This window comes from Dysgonomonas sp. 520, assembly GCF_010501095.1.
Classification (GTDB): domain Bacteria; phylum Bacteroidota; class Bacteroidia; order Bacteroidales; family Dysgonomonadaceae; genus QVMP01.
In genome coordinates, this window is the sequence record NZ_QVMP01000015.1 from 25,008 (window position 1) to 42,191 (window position 17,184).

The window sequence follows — 17,184 nt, forward strand, 5'->3', positions numbered from 1 at the left end:
CGGTTCAATTCAGACAGCCAGCACTTAATCAATTGTCTTCACATCCGACTTTTTCGACAATATCCACAAACCGATGAATGTAAGCAATCCGTTGAACATCAGGATTTCGTAACCAACCGTGTAATTAAATAATTGCTTCAGCAAGACATCTATACTGAAACTCAATACGGGAGCAAGGATGCAAACATAAGGAACCAGCTTGTCTTTGAGAATTGCCCGTTTGGTGAACAACCCGAAACAGAACATTCCAAGCAGAGGGCCATAAGTGTAGGATGCCACCGTGTATATCGCATCCAGTACGTTTGTGTTGTTTATCGCATTGATAATCAAGATAACAATCGCAAAAACTATACTCACCCCGATGTGTACTTTCAAGCGGGTCTTTTTTGCTTTTCCGGCTTCTTCTTTTTTTACATTCAGCAAATCTACACACACGGTTGTTGTTAACGCCGTGAGAGCCGAATCGGCACTGGAAAAAGCAGCGGCAATGATTCCTACCGTAAAGAAAATCAGTACAGGCAATCCTAGATATTCGGAAGCCAACACCGGCAAAATCTGATCCGATTTTTCAGGCAACACAATTCCCTGACTTGATGCAAACACAAGTAAAAGAATGCCCAGGCAAAGGAACAGAAAATTGATAGGAACAAATGCGAAACCGTACGTCAGCATATTTTTTTGCGAATCCTTCAAATTCTTCACGGTCAGGTTTTTTTGCATCATATCCTGATCCAAACCCGTCATCACAATGGTAATGAATATCCCACTAAAAAACTGTTTGAAAAAGTTTTGCTTGCTTCCCCAATCAAATTCAAAAATGCGGAAATATTCGCTACTCTTCACCGTATCCACCACTTGCCCGAAATCCATCGACATTTTGCTTGCCACCTGCCAGATAATCAGGAAGAGCGCCCCTACAAGGCACAGGGTTTGCAGCGAATCTGTCCAGATAATTGTTTTGATACCACTTTTGTGTGTATATGCCCAAATCAGGGCAATTATCCCGACCACCGTTACGGTGAATGGCACATCCCACCGGTCGAATACCAGTGTTTGAAGAATCAACGCCACCAGATACAAGCGTGCCGCTGCACCTATCAGCTTTGAAAGGATGAAAAACGATGCGCCTGTTTTGTACGAACAAAATCCGAGGCGTTGCTCCAGATAGCCGTATATTGTGGTCAGATTCAATTTATAGTAAAGAGGCAGAAGCACATAAGCCACAGTGAGGTAGCCGAAGAAGAAACCGAACACCATTTGCATATAGGTCATTGCCTGTGCGCCAACCATGCCCGGTACGGAAACAAAAGTAACCCCCGAAATGGACGTCCCCACCATTGCAATGGCAACCACCCACCACGGAGATTTGCGGTTGGCAAGGAAGAATGCCTCGTTATCAGAATGTTTTTTACTTACAAAATAAGATATAAGATACAGTATGCCAAAGTATACTGCCATAATGATAAGAATAGATACTCCTTGCATTTTCGTCAGATTTAATGGTCCATGAAATAGTTGGTCAGATGGGCGAACGAATCAAATTTTTTGGCATATTTGTCGGTCGTTCCGAATCCGTAACTTACAAATATATAAGGAATTTTCGCAATATCGCATTGTTTACGGTCAGAATCCGTATCACCCACATAAACAGGATTCTTCAGATCATATTTTTCCATCAAGGTATGAATGTTTACATGCTTTGGCTGATGGTTTGCCCCATGCTCAAAATAATCGAGGAAAAGATCTTGCGTATTGGTATACTTCATAAAGTCGCCGATACTTCCTTTCTGGCAGTTGCTCAGCATAAACAGCTTGTACTTTTTTGACAGCTTATGTAAACCTTCAATCACATCGGGATAAACTTTTCCTCCCATCACAGGCAGGTGTTCATCTACTGTTTCGGCAATAACCTTAAACAAACTGTCTATTTCATCGTCCGTCAGATCGGGAAAAACAATTGTGAAAATCTTTTTCGCCTCAATTCCCATATATTGCACCAGGTCTTGCCCTGTGAACTCTTTATTCAAACCCACTTTTTTAAAGGCTATATTCCAACAATAAGCATACGTATCCACCGCATCCCAAAGTGTTCCGTCCATGTCAAAAATCAGACTGTCAGTCTCTTTCAATTCCATTTTTTTTCGTTTTGTGTTTTTTTTACTTTTTAAAGATTAGTCCTTTTATAGATATTCTTTCTATCCTGAAATACTTATCCGAAGCAGCCTTTTTATTCCAAGGATATATCCTTACATAATAAGTTTTTCCCTTTGGCACTTCAATGATATCAAAAGAATTGTATTCCGTCAGTTTCCCATTCGGGAGGTTTTCCATCACCGCAAAAGTATCTGTTTCCGAAAAATCTTTATTCAGCGATCCTAAAGCGGTGAAATACATATCTTTTCCTCCAATAGCACCAACATTGAAACTTACGTTGTCAATATATAGATTGTGCTTGGGGGCTGTTACGGAAAATTCAATATAACGAGTGGCATTCACATCAATATCTCCTGATGGCCAGCCGTCGTAGGGGATGAAAATGCTCATTCCATCTATCAACTCGGTTTTTAAACCGTCTATCTCGTACCCGGTTTCTAAATCTTTTTGCGCAGTCGACGCAAAACGGCGTGTGGGGATATACATAGCAGAAATTTCTTTCCCTCCTTTCACGGCTTTCCCCTTACCTTTCAACTCTATCGTCTGGCTCTCCGAACTTTTATCGACCTTTATCACAGCCTCTTGCTTATACTCCTTTGACGATACGGGATCGAAACGAATTTGAAGTTGGGCATTCACAGTTCCGTTGCTATATGGAATGGCGTGAACTTGCGAGAACCCCATCTTGTTGTTGAGGTCAAATACGCTAAATGGCTCTTTTACAGAAACCATAACATAGCCTTCTTTCGGTTCTAAATTCATGCCGATGACAGATAATGTTTTTGCGGATGCTCTTCCCACAAATTGTCTGCCGAAATCTACTGCCGATGGTTTTATTTGCAATCCCGACGGCAAAGACAAATAATCTGTTAGAATATCCTGCCTTATCAAATCTTCCACAGCCAGTTTAGAAAATAATATTCCTCCCATCGCTTTCAGGTGGGTGTTGTCGTCTTTCGCATATATAATTTCCTTCGATTTTTCCGCACCATACTCTTTCACCAGCTTTTCTGTTGAAAGGGTCATATCAACCAATGGCACATTCATTTTTTTTGCTAAATATCGCATCGCCAAAGGATAATTCATTGTTGAATCATTGCCCGCAAATTCTGCGAGGTTATGCAATCCTTTATCCGTTATATTATTGTTTTTGTCGAACAAGCGTCTCACCACAGGCGTCAGCAAAATCGGAATTGCTCCTTTTTCCCTTGATTCTGAAATGTACAACTCCATGTATTTCTGATACTGCCCCCAAGCGGCTGTTCCTCGCTGGCTCTTGTCGTTTTCGTCAGTGTCCTGACCATCAGCTTTTTCATCATTGTGCCCGAACTGAATGAAAACATAATCTCCGGGTTTCAATGTTTCTCTGAGCTTACCCCAGAATTCATAATAGAACGATTTGGAACTACGTCCGTTTTTCGCTGCGTTATCCAGTTTAACATTATCTTTCAAGAACAGAGGTAACATCTGTGCCCATCCACGCTTTTCTTTTTCCCCGCTATTTTTCACCTCATCGTAATCGGCCATTGTCGAATCGCCAATGGTAAGGATTCTCACTTGAGCGAAAGATAGCGACCCGGGAATGGTCACACTAAAAAATATAAGGAATAATAGTTTCTTCATATTGGGTATTTCTCTTTATTTCAAACATTCTATGGCACAGGGTCGTAGCCACTACCACCCCAAGGATTGCAACGGGCAATACGCTTCACAGCCAACCAGCCACCTTTCAGCGGGCCATGTTTTTTTATTGCCTCCACCGCATACTCGGAGCAGGTAGGAGAATATCTGCACGATGCAGGAGTCATCGGAGATATACAATGCCGATAGAAATATATCGGCAAAAGAAATATGTATGATAGTATCTTCTTCATTCCGTCTCAACAGACAGTTTATCTTTCAACAGTACCGAAGCCTTCAATACTGCTTTTTCAATGTCTTCATAACCGGGTAATTCGGTATCCAGATAGAGGAAAGCGATGTCTACCGATTTATTCAAGGCTTCAGAAAGTTCTATATACGAAGACTTGTTCAGACGATATGCTTCCCTAATCAACCGCTTGATTCTGTTGCGTTTCACTGCTCGTTTAAATTTCTTTTTAGGAACGGTTATCAAAACAGACACTTGAGGTTCTGTTTCGGGTTCACGCAAAAGATAAACCACCCGAAGCGGATAAGCAATAAACGAACTGCTCGATGTGAACAACGCGCCAATGCGCTTTTCGCTACATAGCCGCTCTGCTTTTCCAAATGTATTATCTTTCTTGTTTAAAAGCATGTGAATTCTTTTCTTTTCCATATCGGACGCAAATTTTTACGTCCTTACAAAACTTTGCGTTTCAATATAAAAACAAAAAACACAAAGACACTAATTTTCATGCCTTTGTGTTTCTTTATATTTCAAATGTCAGATCATTCGTGCAATAATAAACCGGCGGCAACTTCACTGCGTTTTGCTTTCCCTGCAACAATTTCGACAATGGTCAATGCAAAATCGAATGTCAGACCGGGACCACGACCTGTTATAATATTTCCATCCACAACAACCGCCTTATCCGTTTCGAGGATGGCTCCATCCAGATATTTTTCAAAACCGGGATAGCATGTTGCTTTTTTGCCTTTCAAAATACCTAAACCTCCGAAAACCATCGGTGCTGCACAGATTGCCGCTATATTTTTGCCCTCGTTGTAGAAAGCCATAACTTCATTTTTCAGACCAACATGATCGTTTATCCGTGTTGTTCCGCCCGGCAAAACCAACATTTCGGCATCACTAAAGTTTATTTCATCGAACATCAAGTCTGCAACCACCGGCACACCATGACTGGCAACCACTGTTTTCTCGTTCTCTAAAGAAACCGTTTTTACACTCAAACCTGCCCGTCGTAAGATATCTACCGTTCCCAGGGCTTCAATTTCTTCAAATCCTGTTGTTAAAAAAACATATATATTCTTCATGTCTAAAAAAATTAGAATAAACTAAAGTCGTATGTTATTGTACCTTTCTGATTTGTTACTGCTTTGGGGTCTGCCTGAAATTTTGTTCTTTGCGCTGCTCTGACAGCTGCATTCTTCAGTGTCGTATTAGATGTATTAGTTCCTGCCCCAACAGAGGCTGATATAACATTTCCTTTCGGATCAACTAATATATCCACAACCACTTTCCCGTAGTCATTCACATTATAAGTAGGTTTCACCAATCCTTCCGAACCCACACGTCGCTTGTTAAGGGCATAACTGCCCCATCCGCCTATGCCCGAAGTGGCTCCCGTATTGGAATTTCCCATAGTAGAACCTTGCGAGCCTGTTCCTTGTGTGTTTCCGTGGCTTCCGTTGCCGGTACCGTTTCCGAACATGCCACCCACCGAGTTGGCTATATTTTTTGCTTCATCTGCCTGAGCTTGCGCCTTACGGGCAGCTTCGACTTCTTCCCGCTTTTTGGCGGCTTCTATCGCTTCGGCTTTACGTTTTTCTTCCGCAGCTCGCTTTTCGGCTTCATTTTTCACATTAACCGTTGGTTCGGTTGTTTGCGTATGCACGTTTTCCGTAGAGGGAGACGTTGCGGGAGTAGGCTTTGTGTTGCTTACAATTTGCTCTATATTAGGATCAGGAACGGAGAGGTCTACATTTGCTGTTGATGTGCCATCGCCCCTACCGAAAGGCTCGTCATCCCCAAACGCATCCTGAACATTTCCAAACATAACAGGTATGCCCTCCAAAGCCGGACTTTCCCGTTTACTCTGAAAAGGAACCATCGTTGTGAAGATGAGTAAAAGAATGAGTATCAGGTGAAACAGTATTGTCCCCAGCCATCCTTTTATATTTTCGATGCTAAATGTATCCATTACAAATAAATTTTCTTTCCTATAATTTTCTCAGGCAAAATTTATACTCCTGAATAGTCTTCTCCAAACCCATGTATAAGGCGTCACTAATCAAGGCATGCCCGATGGAAACTTCGTCCAACGTAGGAATGTTCTCGTAAAGAAACCTGAGGTTTTCCAAACTCAGGTCGTGCCCGGCATTTACGCCAAGACCTAGCTTTTTAGCCAAATTTGCAGCTTCCACAAAGGGGGCAACTGCGGCTTCCCTATCTTTCGGGTAAAGGGTGGCATACGGCTCTGTGTAAAGTTCCACACGGTCAGTTCCTGCTTTTGCGGCACATTCTATCATTTCCAGCTCTGTTCCCACAAATATGGAAGTGCGGATGCCAACAGACGAAAATTCTTCAATAACCTCGGTCAAAAAAGCAAGGCTTCTTTTTGTATCCCAACCTGCATTCGATGTAATAGCATCATGAGCGTCGGGCACGAGGGTTACCTGCGCAGGTTTCACCTTTTTCACCATATCCACAAAAGTCGGAGTAGGATTTCCCTCTATATTGAATTCGGTCTTGATATTTGCCTTTATCGCATACACATCCGACTGTCGGATATGGCGTTCGTCGGGTCGTGGATGCACAGTGATTCCGTCGGCTCCAAATTTTTCGCAATCCAATGCCACTTGCAATACATTTGGCACATTACCACCTCTGGCATTACGGATAGTGGCCACTTTATTTATATTTACGCTCAGTTTTGTCATAAGACCAAATCAAAAATAGATAATTCTAACAGATAAAAGTAACACAATGTTGAGTATTCTACAAACTTTTTTCTCAACTTTGTATTATTACAGTGTACAAATTTAGTACGATTAATGTAATAGTAATGATTTTTGAGTATGAAAATAGCAATATTCGGCAGCAATTATCAAAGAAAGGAACAGATAGAACAGATTTTTGGTATTCTGTCTGATTACGACGCAAGAGTGTGCATAGAAAGGGAGTTTCACGATTATCTGATATCGGAATTCGGCATGGAGTTTCCTCATGTCAGATCGTTTTCCGGTGAAGATTTCAATGCCGATTGTGTTTTCAGCATCGGAGGAGACGGTACATTTCTGAAGACTGTCGCTGCAATTGGCAAGAAAGATATTCCTATTCTCGGTATCAATAGCGGGCGACTGGGGTTTCTGGCCGATATTACAGAGGATAATCTGAACGAGACTCTGCACGAAATACTGCAAGGCAAGTACCGTATCGAACATCGTACTCAACTGGAATTGATGGGTATGCAAGACCTCTTTCAAGGAAAGAATTTTGCTTTGAACGAAATTGCCGTACTGAAGCAGGACACAGCATCTATGATTAACATAAATGCCTACATCAATGATGAATACCTGACTTCGTATCAGTGCGACGGGCTGATTGTATCTACCCCGACAGGCTCAACGGCATATTCGTTGAGTGTGGGAGGGCCTATCATGAATCCCAATGCGGCAAATTTCATCATATCGGCTATTGCGCCTCATAGTTTAAATACACGCCCGTTGGTGATAGAAGACAACTCCATCATTGTTCTGGAAGTGGAAAGCCGCAACCGGAACTTCCTTATTTCGCTCGATGGCAGATCGGAAGTTATCCCGACAGGTTTAAACCTGACCATAAAGAAATCTGTATCGACCATCAAGCTGGCAAAACGGATAGGTCACACGTTTTATGGTACATTGAGGGATAAACTGATGTGGGGCGTTGATCCGAGAACGAAATGACGGAGGTCAGTTAACAATTTATTATAACAAAATAGTTAACGAGTAGACAAGTAAACGGGTAAACAAGTAAAAAACTTGTGTCTCGTGCCTTGTGTCCTGTTTGCTAGATATAGATGCTTCGCGTTGCTCAGCATGACAAATCTTTCAGATTCACATAAATAATATATAAAAAACGAATGGCAAAAAAGAACTTTTACGTTGTTTGGAAAGGTGTACGCCCCGGAGTGTATGACCGATGGGACGAAGCCAAAGCACAGGTCGAGGGTTTTGAAGGTGCGATGTATAAATCGTTTCCCAATATTGACGATGCGCACAAGGCTTTCTCCGAAAATCCGTGGAATTATCTGGGTAAACAAACAGCTAAATCATCGGCAAAAGGAATTTCGAGAGCCAATATTATTCAAGACAGCCTGTCGGTGGATGCGGCATGCAGTGGCAACCCCGGACTGATGGAATATCGTGGGGTGTATGTGCGCACTGGTCAGCAAATTTTTCATCAGGGACCTTTCGAACAAGGAACGAATAACGTAGGCGAATTTCTTGCTCTTGTTCATGGATTGGCTCTTCTGAAACAGCAAAAGGCTAACGTCCCCATCTATTCCGACAGCGTGAATGCCATTAAGTGGGTGAAAGATAAAAAATGCAAGACAAAACTGGTGGAGACGGAAGCAAACGAAGTTTTGTTCGACTTGATTCACCGGGCAGAAAAATGGCTTCAGGAAAATACTTATACAACACAAATAATTAAATGGGAAACCGCCGATTGGGGCGAAATACCTGCCGATTTTGGACGGAAATAGTAAAATAGTTATATATGACAAAAAAGATAGAAGCATTCAATGGCTTCACACCCGAAACAATACAGTTTTTGAAAGACCTGAAAGAAAACAACTATAAAGAATGGTTCGAAGAGCATCGTCATGTGTATGAAAAAGAATTGCTTAACCCCTTCAAAAGCCTGATCACGACTCTTTCGCCAGCCATGTACAACATTGATCCGACATTTGAGATGCGTCCTCACCGTGTGATGTCGCGCATATACAGGGATGTGCGTTTTTCGAAAAATAAAGACCCCTATAAAACTTCGCTTTGGCTTACTTTTCAGCCTCCGATGCAAGCATGGGAAAACTACCCCGGTTTTTTTATGGATCTTAACGATACAGGATATGTTTACGGCATGGGGTTGTATATGCCCAAGAAAAAGGTAATGGACAACTTCCGTGAAAATGTTGAATACAATCCTAACGAGTTTCAGGAAATAACACAGAAAACCGTTCTGGACAGAGGCTTCAACATCAATGGGGATGACTATAAAAGACCTCTTCAAAACAGCCTGCCTGAATACTTCCAACCGTGGATGCAAAAGAAAAACGTCTGGGTAGGAAAATCAAAACCCGTTGGAGACGAATTGTTTTCTGCCCGATTTGCCGATTTACTCAGGGAGGATTTCCAATCTTTAGAATGGTTATATAACTTTTTCAAAGAGGCTCTCGACTAGAGTTGAAATAATGCCGATAAATCAGAAGTTATGCTCGTCCGGACCTTTTACGATTTCAAAGTCCAGCATTTTTTCTTCGTTCGTACCGTCAACTCCGTAACTTACTTTAAAGACATTGTCAAACTCTTTTGCCGCATCCTTGATTATCATCTTGTTCAACTCGGATGTGGCTTTCAGCCATCTGTCCATCAGGTCGTTGGGAGACAAGTCTTTCACTCTGCTCTTTACCCAACTCCACTCCAGTGAATGAGTTTTGCTTTCCAGATCCTTCAAAGATTTGTTTAGCTGATCTAAATCTGAGATATTAGCGAGGATTTCATTTATTTCCAACTTTGGGGCTATTAATCCACCCAAGTCGATCCACTCGCCTATGCCCGAATCCATAAATTCGGCTTTGAGTCCTGAGTTTTCGATCAGTATATCGCCATAATATTTGTCCAATACAAGGTTGTATATTTTCAACGCCCTCGTTATGGCCGACACCGTTATCTGGCAATCATTGTACTCGTAAATATCTTTGTCCGATTCATCCAACAGTTCGTTAAGAATCCTTATCGCTTCTAAAATCCGTCCGCAAACATAAGGATTCAGCATGTTAAATGACAGGTTGTCAAGTTTATTGCCATCCTTGCGGGTATCACGGGCAGGCCATTTGCGCGAATCTCTGAGTGTGCCTACCGTTGGCATATTCACTGCCGGAATCAGGCTTGTATTGCCCCTGTTTTCCACCAGATAAGAGAAAGGGAACATCGAAGTGTCGAAGTGTTTATAATGCTTACCCATCACCATAGTGAAAGGTCCGATTTTGGCCGGCAGAGCCAGATAAGCATTACTGGCCAATTTCAAACCACGTTCGCCTATCCCGTAATGTATGGGACCTCGTTTATACATGTGGTTGCTTTGGTTCGATCCCGACCCTGCATTCATAAATGAAAACATACAACCTATCAATAACGATGGCTTATGATGACTTACGGTATAAGGTCCTGCGAATAAGGCACATGCCTCTCCGTTGGCCATGTGGCAATTGGCAAAGAAAAGAGAATCGACAGCCGAAAAACCACTGCTTATTTTACACCCTTGTCCAACAAAACATCTTTGCAATTTTGCTCCGTTGGTCACATTTGAGCCTGACATGATAATAAAATCTTCTGCAATCACATCACTTCCGATACGCACCGAAGCCTGCTTATTTCCACAGATCGAGCCGTTTTCCAAGATTGTGGCTCCTTCAATTATTGTATTTTCCGATATGCGTACATTTTTTATTGTCCGGCTATCCCTTATCGAGGTATTGCGCCCGATAAATCCACGATCCGATTCTTTACACTGAATGTATGTGTCGATTACAGATTCCAGCTTATTTATAACATCCGGCTTGTATCTGTAAAGAGCATGAACGTATGCCTGATGAGACGACAATTTGTCGTGAATAGTAACTTCCCTGGCTCCGGTTTCATCCAGCACGGCAGCCTTGATGCCGTTGCCGAAAGAGGTTTTTCCGGATACTACAATTGTTGTTACGTTTTGGATGAAACAGTTATCCTCTATATCATAATTTGCTATATAGTTGCGGATATCGGCTATGTATACATTATCTCCTACACTACAATTGTGCAGCGTTGCACGTAATATTCCCGAGTGTATGGGTACGCCTCCTTCCCGTATGAAAGTTTTTTCGAAAACACCGAGACTAACAATTCCTGAAAAATTTACACTTCTTACATATTCGGGAGAAAAACCTTCCTTTACTTCAATCAAACTCCAATTGTCTGAATAACAATAGTTTTCTTTTAATTGCTCAATCTCCTTTTCTGTCAACTTTCTATGCGTTACTTTCATCTTCGTCATATTTTTGGAACAAAAAGTCGTTGTACGGGTAACGTTCTATGTGGATTTCCTTTACCCTGTCATAAAGCATTTGCTTCAATTCTTCTATGTTAGTTTTGTTAGTTGCGGAAATAAAGATACAATTATTTTTCATTTTAGCCATCCATGTTTTGCGAAGATCGTCAAGTGTCAGATTTTCCCGTTTGATGGGTGAAAGGTCATCTTCATCTTTCTGTACATAAGAGAATGCATCTATCTTATTGAATACAAGCACTGTTGGTTTCTCTTCCTTGTCAATTTCCATCAAGGTTTTCTCAACAATCTCAATTTGTTCTTCAAAATTGGGATGCGAAATATCTACAACGTGAACCAGAAGATCGGCCTCCCTCACTTCATCCAGAGTCGATTTGAACGATTCTACCAAGTGAGTGGGAAGTTTTCTGATAAATCCGACCGTATCCGATAATAGGAACGGAAGATTTTCGATGATTACTTTTCTAACCGTAGTATCAAGCGTTGCAAACAGCTTGTTTTCGGCAAAAACATCCGATTTACTAAGCAGATTCATCAAAGTAGATTTGCCGACATTGGTATACCCGACCAACGACACACGTACCATTTTGCCTCTGTTTTTGCGTTGGACAGCCATCTGTTTATCTATCGTTTTCAGTTCTTCTTTCAGGTCCGCTATTTTTGCCTGAACAATACGGCGGTCTGTTTCCAACTGGGTTTCTCCCACACCACGCATCATTACGCCTCCTCCCCGTTGACGGTCGAGGTGGCTCCACATACGGGTAAGCCGTGGCAGAAGATATTGGTATTGCGCCAATTCTACCTGTGTTTTCGCATAGGCGGTTTGCGCACGCATTGCAAATATGTCAAGGATAAGGCTTGTTCTGTCGAGTATTTTTACCTGAAGCTCTTTTTCAATATTCCGGATCTGTTTGGCTGTGAGTTCGTCATCAAAAATAACAAGCCCAACTTCCTCATCTTCCATGTATTGTTTTATTTCTTTCAGCTTACCGGTACCCACAAAGGTGGCGGCATTCGGATGGTCTAATTTTTGAGTAAACATTTTCACCGGCACAGCACCTGCTGTTTCGGCCAGAAAGGCCAATTCGTCCAAATATTCCTTTACCTGTTCTTCTGACTGTATTTGTGTGATAACCCCAACGAGAATAGCTTTCTCATTTTTTACATCTGAGATTATAAAATCTTTCATCTATTAGTTTTAAAACTTTATTCCAAGGCAAAGATAGTAAATAAGATGTTATTTTTCTTACACTTATTAGCAGTTTCTTTCAAAATATTAAAATTTAATTAAATAAACAACCAATTTCATGAGACAACTTTACATCTTCTTTCCTTATGTTCATTCGTTTTGTAAAATATTGAATTGTGTTGCACAATGGAGAAGTCCCAAAAGTAAAGTTTGGTATCTTTTTGTCATCCTGAACAGAGTGAAGGATCTGTTTTAGAAAGTACAGATTCTTCGTTGCACTCAGAATGACAACGTTCGAGGAGCGAAAGCGACTCAATGACAAAAAATGAGTAACACTTTGATAGTGTAATCTTACTTTTGAGACCCTCATCATATATATTTACCTTACTTACAGCAGATTTCCTATCTTGAAGCCAAAGTATACCGTTCGGGGAAGGCTTGGACCATAGATGTATGAGGGGTCACGGTCGATTCCTTTATCAAAATCGCTCTGATATGAGTTGAAAATGTTTTTCACTCCACCAAACCACTGCACATTCACTCCGCTGGCAATCTTCATGTTATAACTCAATTTTACGCCTGCATCGAAGAAGTTTTTCGATTTACGCAATTCTCCCTCAACAGGATCGGTGTTTGGTCCGAAATAGGGAACCAACATTTTTCCTGTATAATTGCCTGTTGCCGACAGACAAAACTTAGGCAGAAAATCCCAGTCGAGAGCCAAAAATCCGTAAGTGTTTGGTGTTCTGAAGAATTTCTTTTCGTCAAAATCGCCGGCTTCTTTATATCTGCTCGATTGCACCGTAAATCCTCCATTGATGCTGATGTTTTCGCGAGGAAGCAGCTTTACTTCAATGTTAAAACCCTGAACCACAGCTCCACCTTTCGAATTGACACGGGTGTAGATGACCGTTCCGTTTTCATCCGGTTCTCCAATCTCGTTTCTGAAAGGATTATGCAGTTTTGTATAGAATCCTTCTATCAAAAATCCGGTATAAACACTTCCGATACTTTTGTTAAAGTCGAAAGACAAAGTCCAACTGGTGCTGTTTTCCTGCTTCAGACCGGGATCGTTTCGGTTGATCACCCTTCGGGAACCTGACGTTTCGATGTGTAGGTCTTCGTCAAATATCTGAGGTGCACGATACCCTCTCGAAAATCCCAAACGTGTTTGAAGAAAGGGAGTTATATCGTACATGGCACTGGCACGAGGCACAAATACATTTCCCGATTTGTCGCTATTTTCAGCACCTTTGTCGTCAACCGAATAATGCTCGAAACGGGCACCGCCCAACAATTTCAATTTTCCGAACTTAATTTCATATTGAGCAAACACACCGGTTGTTGTCAACGATTGATCGGAAACAGTCGTATTGTCTACATGGGGTATAGAATATATAGAGTCTTGTGTTCCATTAAAATTAGGGCCTATTTCGGCATTGTCGTAATCCGGATAGCCTAACTTTTTATCTTTCAAGTGCGAACCGGTATGCTCAACCCCTCCTATAAGCGACGAGTTTTCAAAAATCATTTTATACTGCGCTCCCAGACTGTACGTTTTGTCAACGGTGTTGCCGTAATCGCTCAACGATTTATTGGCTCCGTAATACGAATCCCGATTCAAATATTGTCCCGAAGCAAAGACTGAAAGCAGATCGCTTTCACGGAAATATTGCTCAAAGGTCAATGCTCCAACCTTCATATCGTGCGAAACTGCTTCCGCCACATCTCTTTCGTGAAGCGGATAATCTTGCTTGTTCCCTCCATCACGTTTTTCGCTTATATTGAAAAAATCGAGGCTCAGTTTGTTCCTGTATGCAGGTCGGTAAAAAATGCGTGTGCCGATAACCGTATTTTTCATCGGGGCAATTTCCGAATAATCATCATCATTTGCATCAAACATTTTACGATCCCTCATATTACCAAAAACGGCTATACCTGCCCGATGATCGTCCGTAACCAGCGATGCGTTGAAGTTAGCCACATAGTCAGACTTTGGTCCGTTAGAGTTGCTCACACCCGTACCAATCAGCGAATTGCTGAACCCAGCCTCAAAAGTATTCGATTTCGGGTCTTTCATTATCAGGTTTATTGTTCCGGCTATGGCATTCGATCCATACAACACAGATCCTCCGCCCCGCACAACTTCTATGCGTTCCAGCATGTTAGCGGGAATCAGCTCTAGTCCGTAAACGCCTGCCAAACCACTGAAAACGGGACGGCTGTTGATCAGTATTTGAGAATAAGGACCCTCTAGTCCGTTCATGCGCACTTGCGAAAACCCACAATTCTGACAATCGTTTTCGTAACGCAATCCCGTGCAAAAGTTCAACCCCTCACCCAAAACAGTCGATTGAGTGCTTTGAAGCAATTGCGTACTCAGTGTGTTTACAATGACAGGAGCTTCCGTCCGTTTCTGAACTCCTCTGCCTGCTGTCACTACAACCTCATCCAGCTTCAAGGCATCTCTTTCCAGCGTAAAGTTAACTTCCAGCGAGATTCCTTTCTTTAATGTAACTTTCTGTTCCTGAGTTTTATAACCTATTCCTTCAGCCACAACGGTGAAAGTTCCTTCCGGCAGATTTTTGAGCGAAAAATGCCCTGTGGCATCTGTCAATGTTCCGATTGTAGTGTTTCTTATGCCGATCGTAAAAAACGGTATGTGTTCGTTATCTTTAGCATCAACCACATGCCCGAAAATGTTTGCATCGGATGGTTTGCCTATCGGTTCTGCCTCATCCGCAATAATCTGTGACACCTGTGAAAAAAGACAACACAGGAGAAATATATATTTTTTCATTGATTTTTTTCCTTTTAATAAATAAATGTAATGTGAATCAGTAGCTGAATACACCTCTCCCTAACCCTCTCCAAAAGAGAGGGAACAACCCCTACTCCTTTTTGGAGGAGGATGTGGGTGGGGATGGTTTGTAGGGGCAGATCTCTGGTCTACCCGAAAGATTTGTCATGCTGAGCAACGCGAAGCATCTGTATCTAGCAAACAGGACACAAGGCACGAGATACAAGTTTTTTACTTGTTAACCCGTTTACATGTCTACTCGTTAACTATTTTAACACAGATTCTTCACTCCGTTCAGAAACAACGTTCGAGGAGCGAAGGCGACTCAATGACACAAAGAAAATTCACCCGGTATTTATGAATTTAGGCGTAAGACTTTACACCTCTACTTTCAGACAAACCAAAAGTCTATCCGAAGCAAATGGTTGTAAATAAATAATTTATTTGTTTATTTATCTGCAACCAGTAATTACTGAAATATTATAAAAGGGAAGGAGGAGGGCGTAGTCGGCAGAAGCTATTTTTTTGTACAATATAAATGAAATTATAAATAGCCTCAACAATTTTTCCGGCATTTAAAGCTAATAAGCCAAGGGTATAAGCTACTATAATATCTGTTGTTACGAAAAAAGACGTAAGCACATGTATCAGGTGAACCTGAGACATTGTGTGGCTGTGCGAAGATTTTCCGTCAGCATCTTTACTGAACGGGTGAGAGTGCACAATGGTTACACCATTTATTATATGCGTGTGGGGAAAAGAGGACGAAAAAGAAAAATATACAATAAGCAACAGGGGTAGTATTGCTTTCATTATAGATGTATATTTTTTCCCTTTCATTTTATTCTTTAACACACTCTTGTTTTCGAGCTGCAAAGATAAAAAGAAAATTTATAGGTGATACGAACTCAATGTCTTTATTTTTTAGGAGAATGATAAGAACCGAAAGGGAAATAATGAGTTTTCTTTCTTAGTTTTAATTTGCGAAAAAGATTCAGAGGCTTTTTCTTTAGTTTTCCCTTACAGTTTTTTTCGAAATCGTCCACAGCATCCAGTATGCGAGCCGACGATTTGCCATCCCGATAGGGGTGCATTTCATCTGTATATTCCTTTATGTGCTGCAAAAGTTCGTCCGACGGACTCAATGCTTTTTCTATGGAACTTTCGAGCAACGAACTATCTTCAATATTGATTAGGTGATTGCCGGGAGAAGTGTTCTTGTAAGTAACAACAGGCTTATGAAAAAACAGAAATTCGACAATGATAGACGAACTGTCGCACACCATCACATCTGCTTGCTTAAGCAGCTTGGTGTTGTTTCCCCCATTATAAAAAGTGACGTTCTCGTACTTTTCCAATTCTTTGTATAGGGTCACTGTTTCTTCATTCATTTTTGGATGCAAGGTAATTAGCCAGTCCCAATCCCGCTTTTGTATCAACCGATGTATCTCGTCGTACAGGAAAGGTGCACTGGTTATCCATTTGGTAAATGTGGATGAATATAATATAACAGGTCTCTTGTTGTAGGTTTGGAATATTTGCCCCGATTGATCGAAAAAGCTATCTGTCTTTGCCCAACCGGTTTGCCGTACGGCAAAATAGCCTAATTTTTCCGATAGTTTTTGAAATCCGACAGTGTCTTTTTTGCCCTGAGTGCAATAAAGGTCGAACCAGCCTTTCGTGGCATAATGATCGCCTCTTCCGGGGCGTTTGTTTATATCAAATCCGTGAAATACCTCAACTTTTATACCCGGAAAGAAATCATAAACATGATTGCCGGGAACAAAAACCGCCCTCGGGTTGTAGTCTATAACCTCGCCGATAGTCTTCAATTGTTTTTCATTTTCTTTTAGAAACACGGGAGAAGTATCTTCTATAAACCAAGCAACGTCATCGCCTCTTCTCCATATTTCATCCTGAATAGGGCGTAAGATGGAATAGGCGTAAGAATGTGACACGAAAAGCAGGTATTTATTCATAACGGTTGTAAAAAGAATAATTTGATTTTCACGGGCTACAAAGGTATGAATTTCGGCAATGGGTAGGTAATATTTTACAGAAAATATAAGGTTTGTCATAGACAAAACA

General features: G+C 41.4%; 16 protein-coding genes. 3 read left to right on the forward strand and 13 right to left on the reverse strand.

The window, feature by feature from the left end:
• Window positions 1-24 precede the first annotated feature (24 nt).
• The 8 genes from D0T56_RS10140 to D0T56_RS10175 form a co-directional block, all read right to left on the reverse strand.
• On the reverse strand, window positions 25-1,485 hold the full coding sequence (locus D0T56_RS10140; RefSeq protein WP_163320036.1) for a sodium:solute symporter: 1,461 nt from the start codon (window positions 1,483-1,485) through the stop codon (window positions 25-27).
• 11 nt (window positions 1,486-1,496) lie between these two features.
• Window positions 1,497-2,135: an HAD family hydrolase gene (locus tag D0T56_RS10145; RefSeq protein WP_163320037.1), complete on the reverse strand. Its 639-nt coding sequence runs from the start codon at window positions 2,133-2,135 to the stop codon at window positions 1,497-1,499.
• Window positions 2,136-2,157: 22 nt separating this feature from the next.
• Window positions 2,158-3,777, reverse strand: coding sequence for a rhamnogalacturonan acetylesterase (locus tag D0T56_RS10150; protein WP_163320038.1), 1,620 nt, complete (start codon window positions 3,775-3,777; stop codon window positions 2,158-2,160).
• A gap of 29 nt (window positions 3,778-3,806) precedes the next feature.
• Window positions 3,807-4,028, reverse strand: coding sequence for a membrane protein insertion efficiency factor YidD (yidD, locus tag D0T56_RS10155; RefSeq protein WP_163320039.1), 222 nt, complete (start codon window positions 4,026-4,028; stop codon window positions 3,807-3,809).
• Window positions 4,025-4,453: a ribonuclease P protein component gene (locus D0T56_RS10160; RefSeq protein WP_255491151.1), complete on the reverse strand. Its 429-nt coding sequence runs from the start codon at window positions 4,451-4,453 to the stop codon at window positions 4,025-4,027. The genes yidD and D0T56_RS10160 overlap by 4 nt, the downstream gene beginning before the upstream one ends.
• A 113-nt stretch (window positions 4,454-4,566) precedes the next feature.
• Complete coding sequence (locus D0T56_RS10165; RefSeq protein ID WP_163320040.1) at window positions 4,567-5,112, reverse strand: DJ-1 family glyoxalase III; 546 nt, start codon at window positions 5,110-5,112, stop codon at window positions 4,567-4,569.
• An 11-nt stretch (window positions 5,113-5,123) separates the two neighbouring features.
• Entirely contained in the window at window positions 5,124-5,999 is an 876-nt protein-coding gene (locus tag D0T56_RS10170) for a cell envelope integrity protein TolA (RefSeq protein ID WP_163320041.1), read from the reverse strand.
• Between the two features lie 19 nt (window positions 6,000-6,018).
• Window positions 6,019-6,738, reverse strand: a complete 720-nt coding sequence (locus tag D0T56_RS10175; protein WP_163320042.1) for a pyridoxine 5'-phosphate synthase — start codon at window positions 6,736-6,738, stop codon at window positions 6,019-6,021.
• Window positions 6,739-6,876: 138 nt separating this feature from the next.
• Here D0T56_RS10175 and D0T56_RS10180 point away from each other — a divergent pair, with 138 nt between their 5' ends.
• The 3 genes from D0T56_RS10180 (at window position 6,877) to D0T56_RS10190 (ending at window position 9,244) form a co-directional block, all read left to right on the forward strand.
• Window positions 6,877-7,746, forward strand: a complete 870-nt coding sequence (locus D0T56_RS10180) for an NAD kinase (RefSeq protein ID WP_163320043.1) — start codon at window positions 6,877-6,879, stop codon at window positions 7,744-7,746.
• Window positions 7,747-7,922: 176 nt separating this feature from the next.
• Window positions 7,923-8,546, forward strand: a complete 624-nt coding sequence (locus D0T56_RS10185) for a viroplasmin family protein (RefSeq protein WP_163320044.1) — start codon at window positions 7,923-7,925, stop codon at window positions 8,544-8,546.
• A 14-nt stretch (window positions 8,547-8,560) separates the two neighbouring features.
• A complete protein-coding gene (locus D0T56_RS10190; RefSeq protein WP_163320045.1) occupies window positions 8,561-9,244 on the forward strand; it encodes a DUF2461 domain-containing protein in 684 nt (227 codons plus the stop codon).
• Between the two features lie 21 nt (window positions 9,245-9,265).
• Here D0T56_RS10190 and D0T56_RS10195 read toward each other — a convergent pair whose 3' ends face one another.
• From D0T56_RS10195 to D0T56_RS10215, 5 genes are all read right to left on the reverse strand, one after another.
• Window positions 9,266-11,086 carry a DUF4954 family protein gene (locus D0T56_RS10195; RefSeq protein WP_163320046.1) on the reverse strand — a complete coding sequence of 607 codons (1,821 nt, stop codon included), beginning with the start codon at window positions 11,084-11,086 and terminating at the stop codon, window positions 9,266-9,268.
• Window positions 11,070-12,296 carry a GTPase HflX gene (gene hflX / locus D0T56_RS10200; protein WP_163320047.1) on the reverse strand — a complete coding sequence of 409 codons (1,227 nt, stop codon included), beginning with the start codon at window positions 12,294-12,296 and terminating at the stop codon, window positions 11,070-11,072. Before hflX ends, D0T56_RS10195 begins: the two co-directional genes overlap by 17 nt.
• 388 nt (window positions 12,297-12,684) lie before the next feature.
• Window positions 12,685-15,096, reverse strand: coding sequence for a TonB-dependent receptor (locus D0T56_RS10205; RefSeq protein ID WP_163320048.1), 2,412 nt, complete (start codon window positions 15,094-15,096; stop codon window positions 12,685-12,687).
• Window positions 15,097-15,576: 480 nt separating this feature from the next.
• On the reverse strand, window positions 15,577-15,909 hold the full coding sequence (locus tag D0T56_RS10210) for a hypothetical protein (protein ID WP_163320049.1): 333 nt from the start codon (window positions 15,907-15,909) through the stop codon (window positions 15,577-15,579).
• Between the two features lie 104 nt (window positions 15,910-16,013).
• The gene (locus tag D0T56_RS10215) at window positions 16,014-17,174 is read right to left on the reverse strand and encodes a CDP-glycerol glycerophosphotransferase family protein (protein ID WP_255491152.1); all 1,161 of its coding nucleotides are present in this window, start codon (window positions 17,172-17,174) and stop codon (window positions 16,014-16,016) included.
• Window positions 17,175-17,184 lie beyond the last annotated feature (10 nt).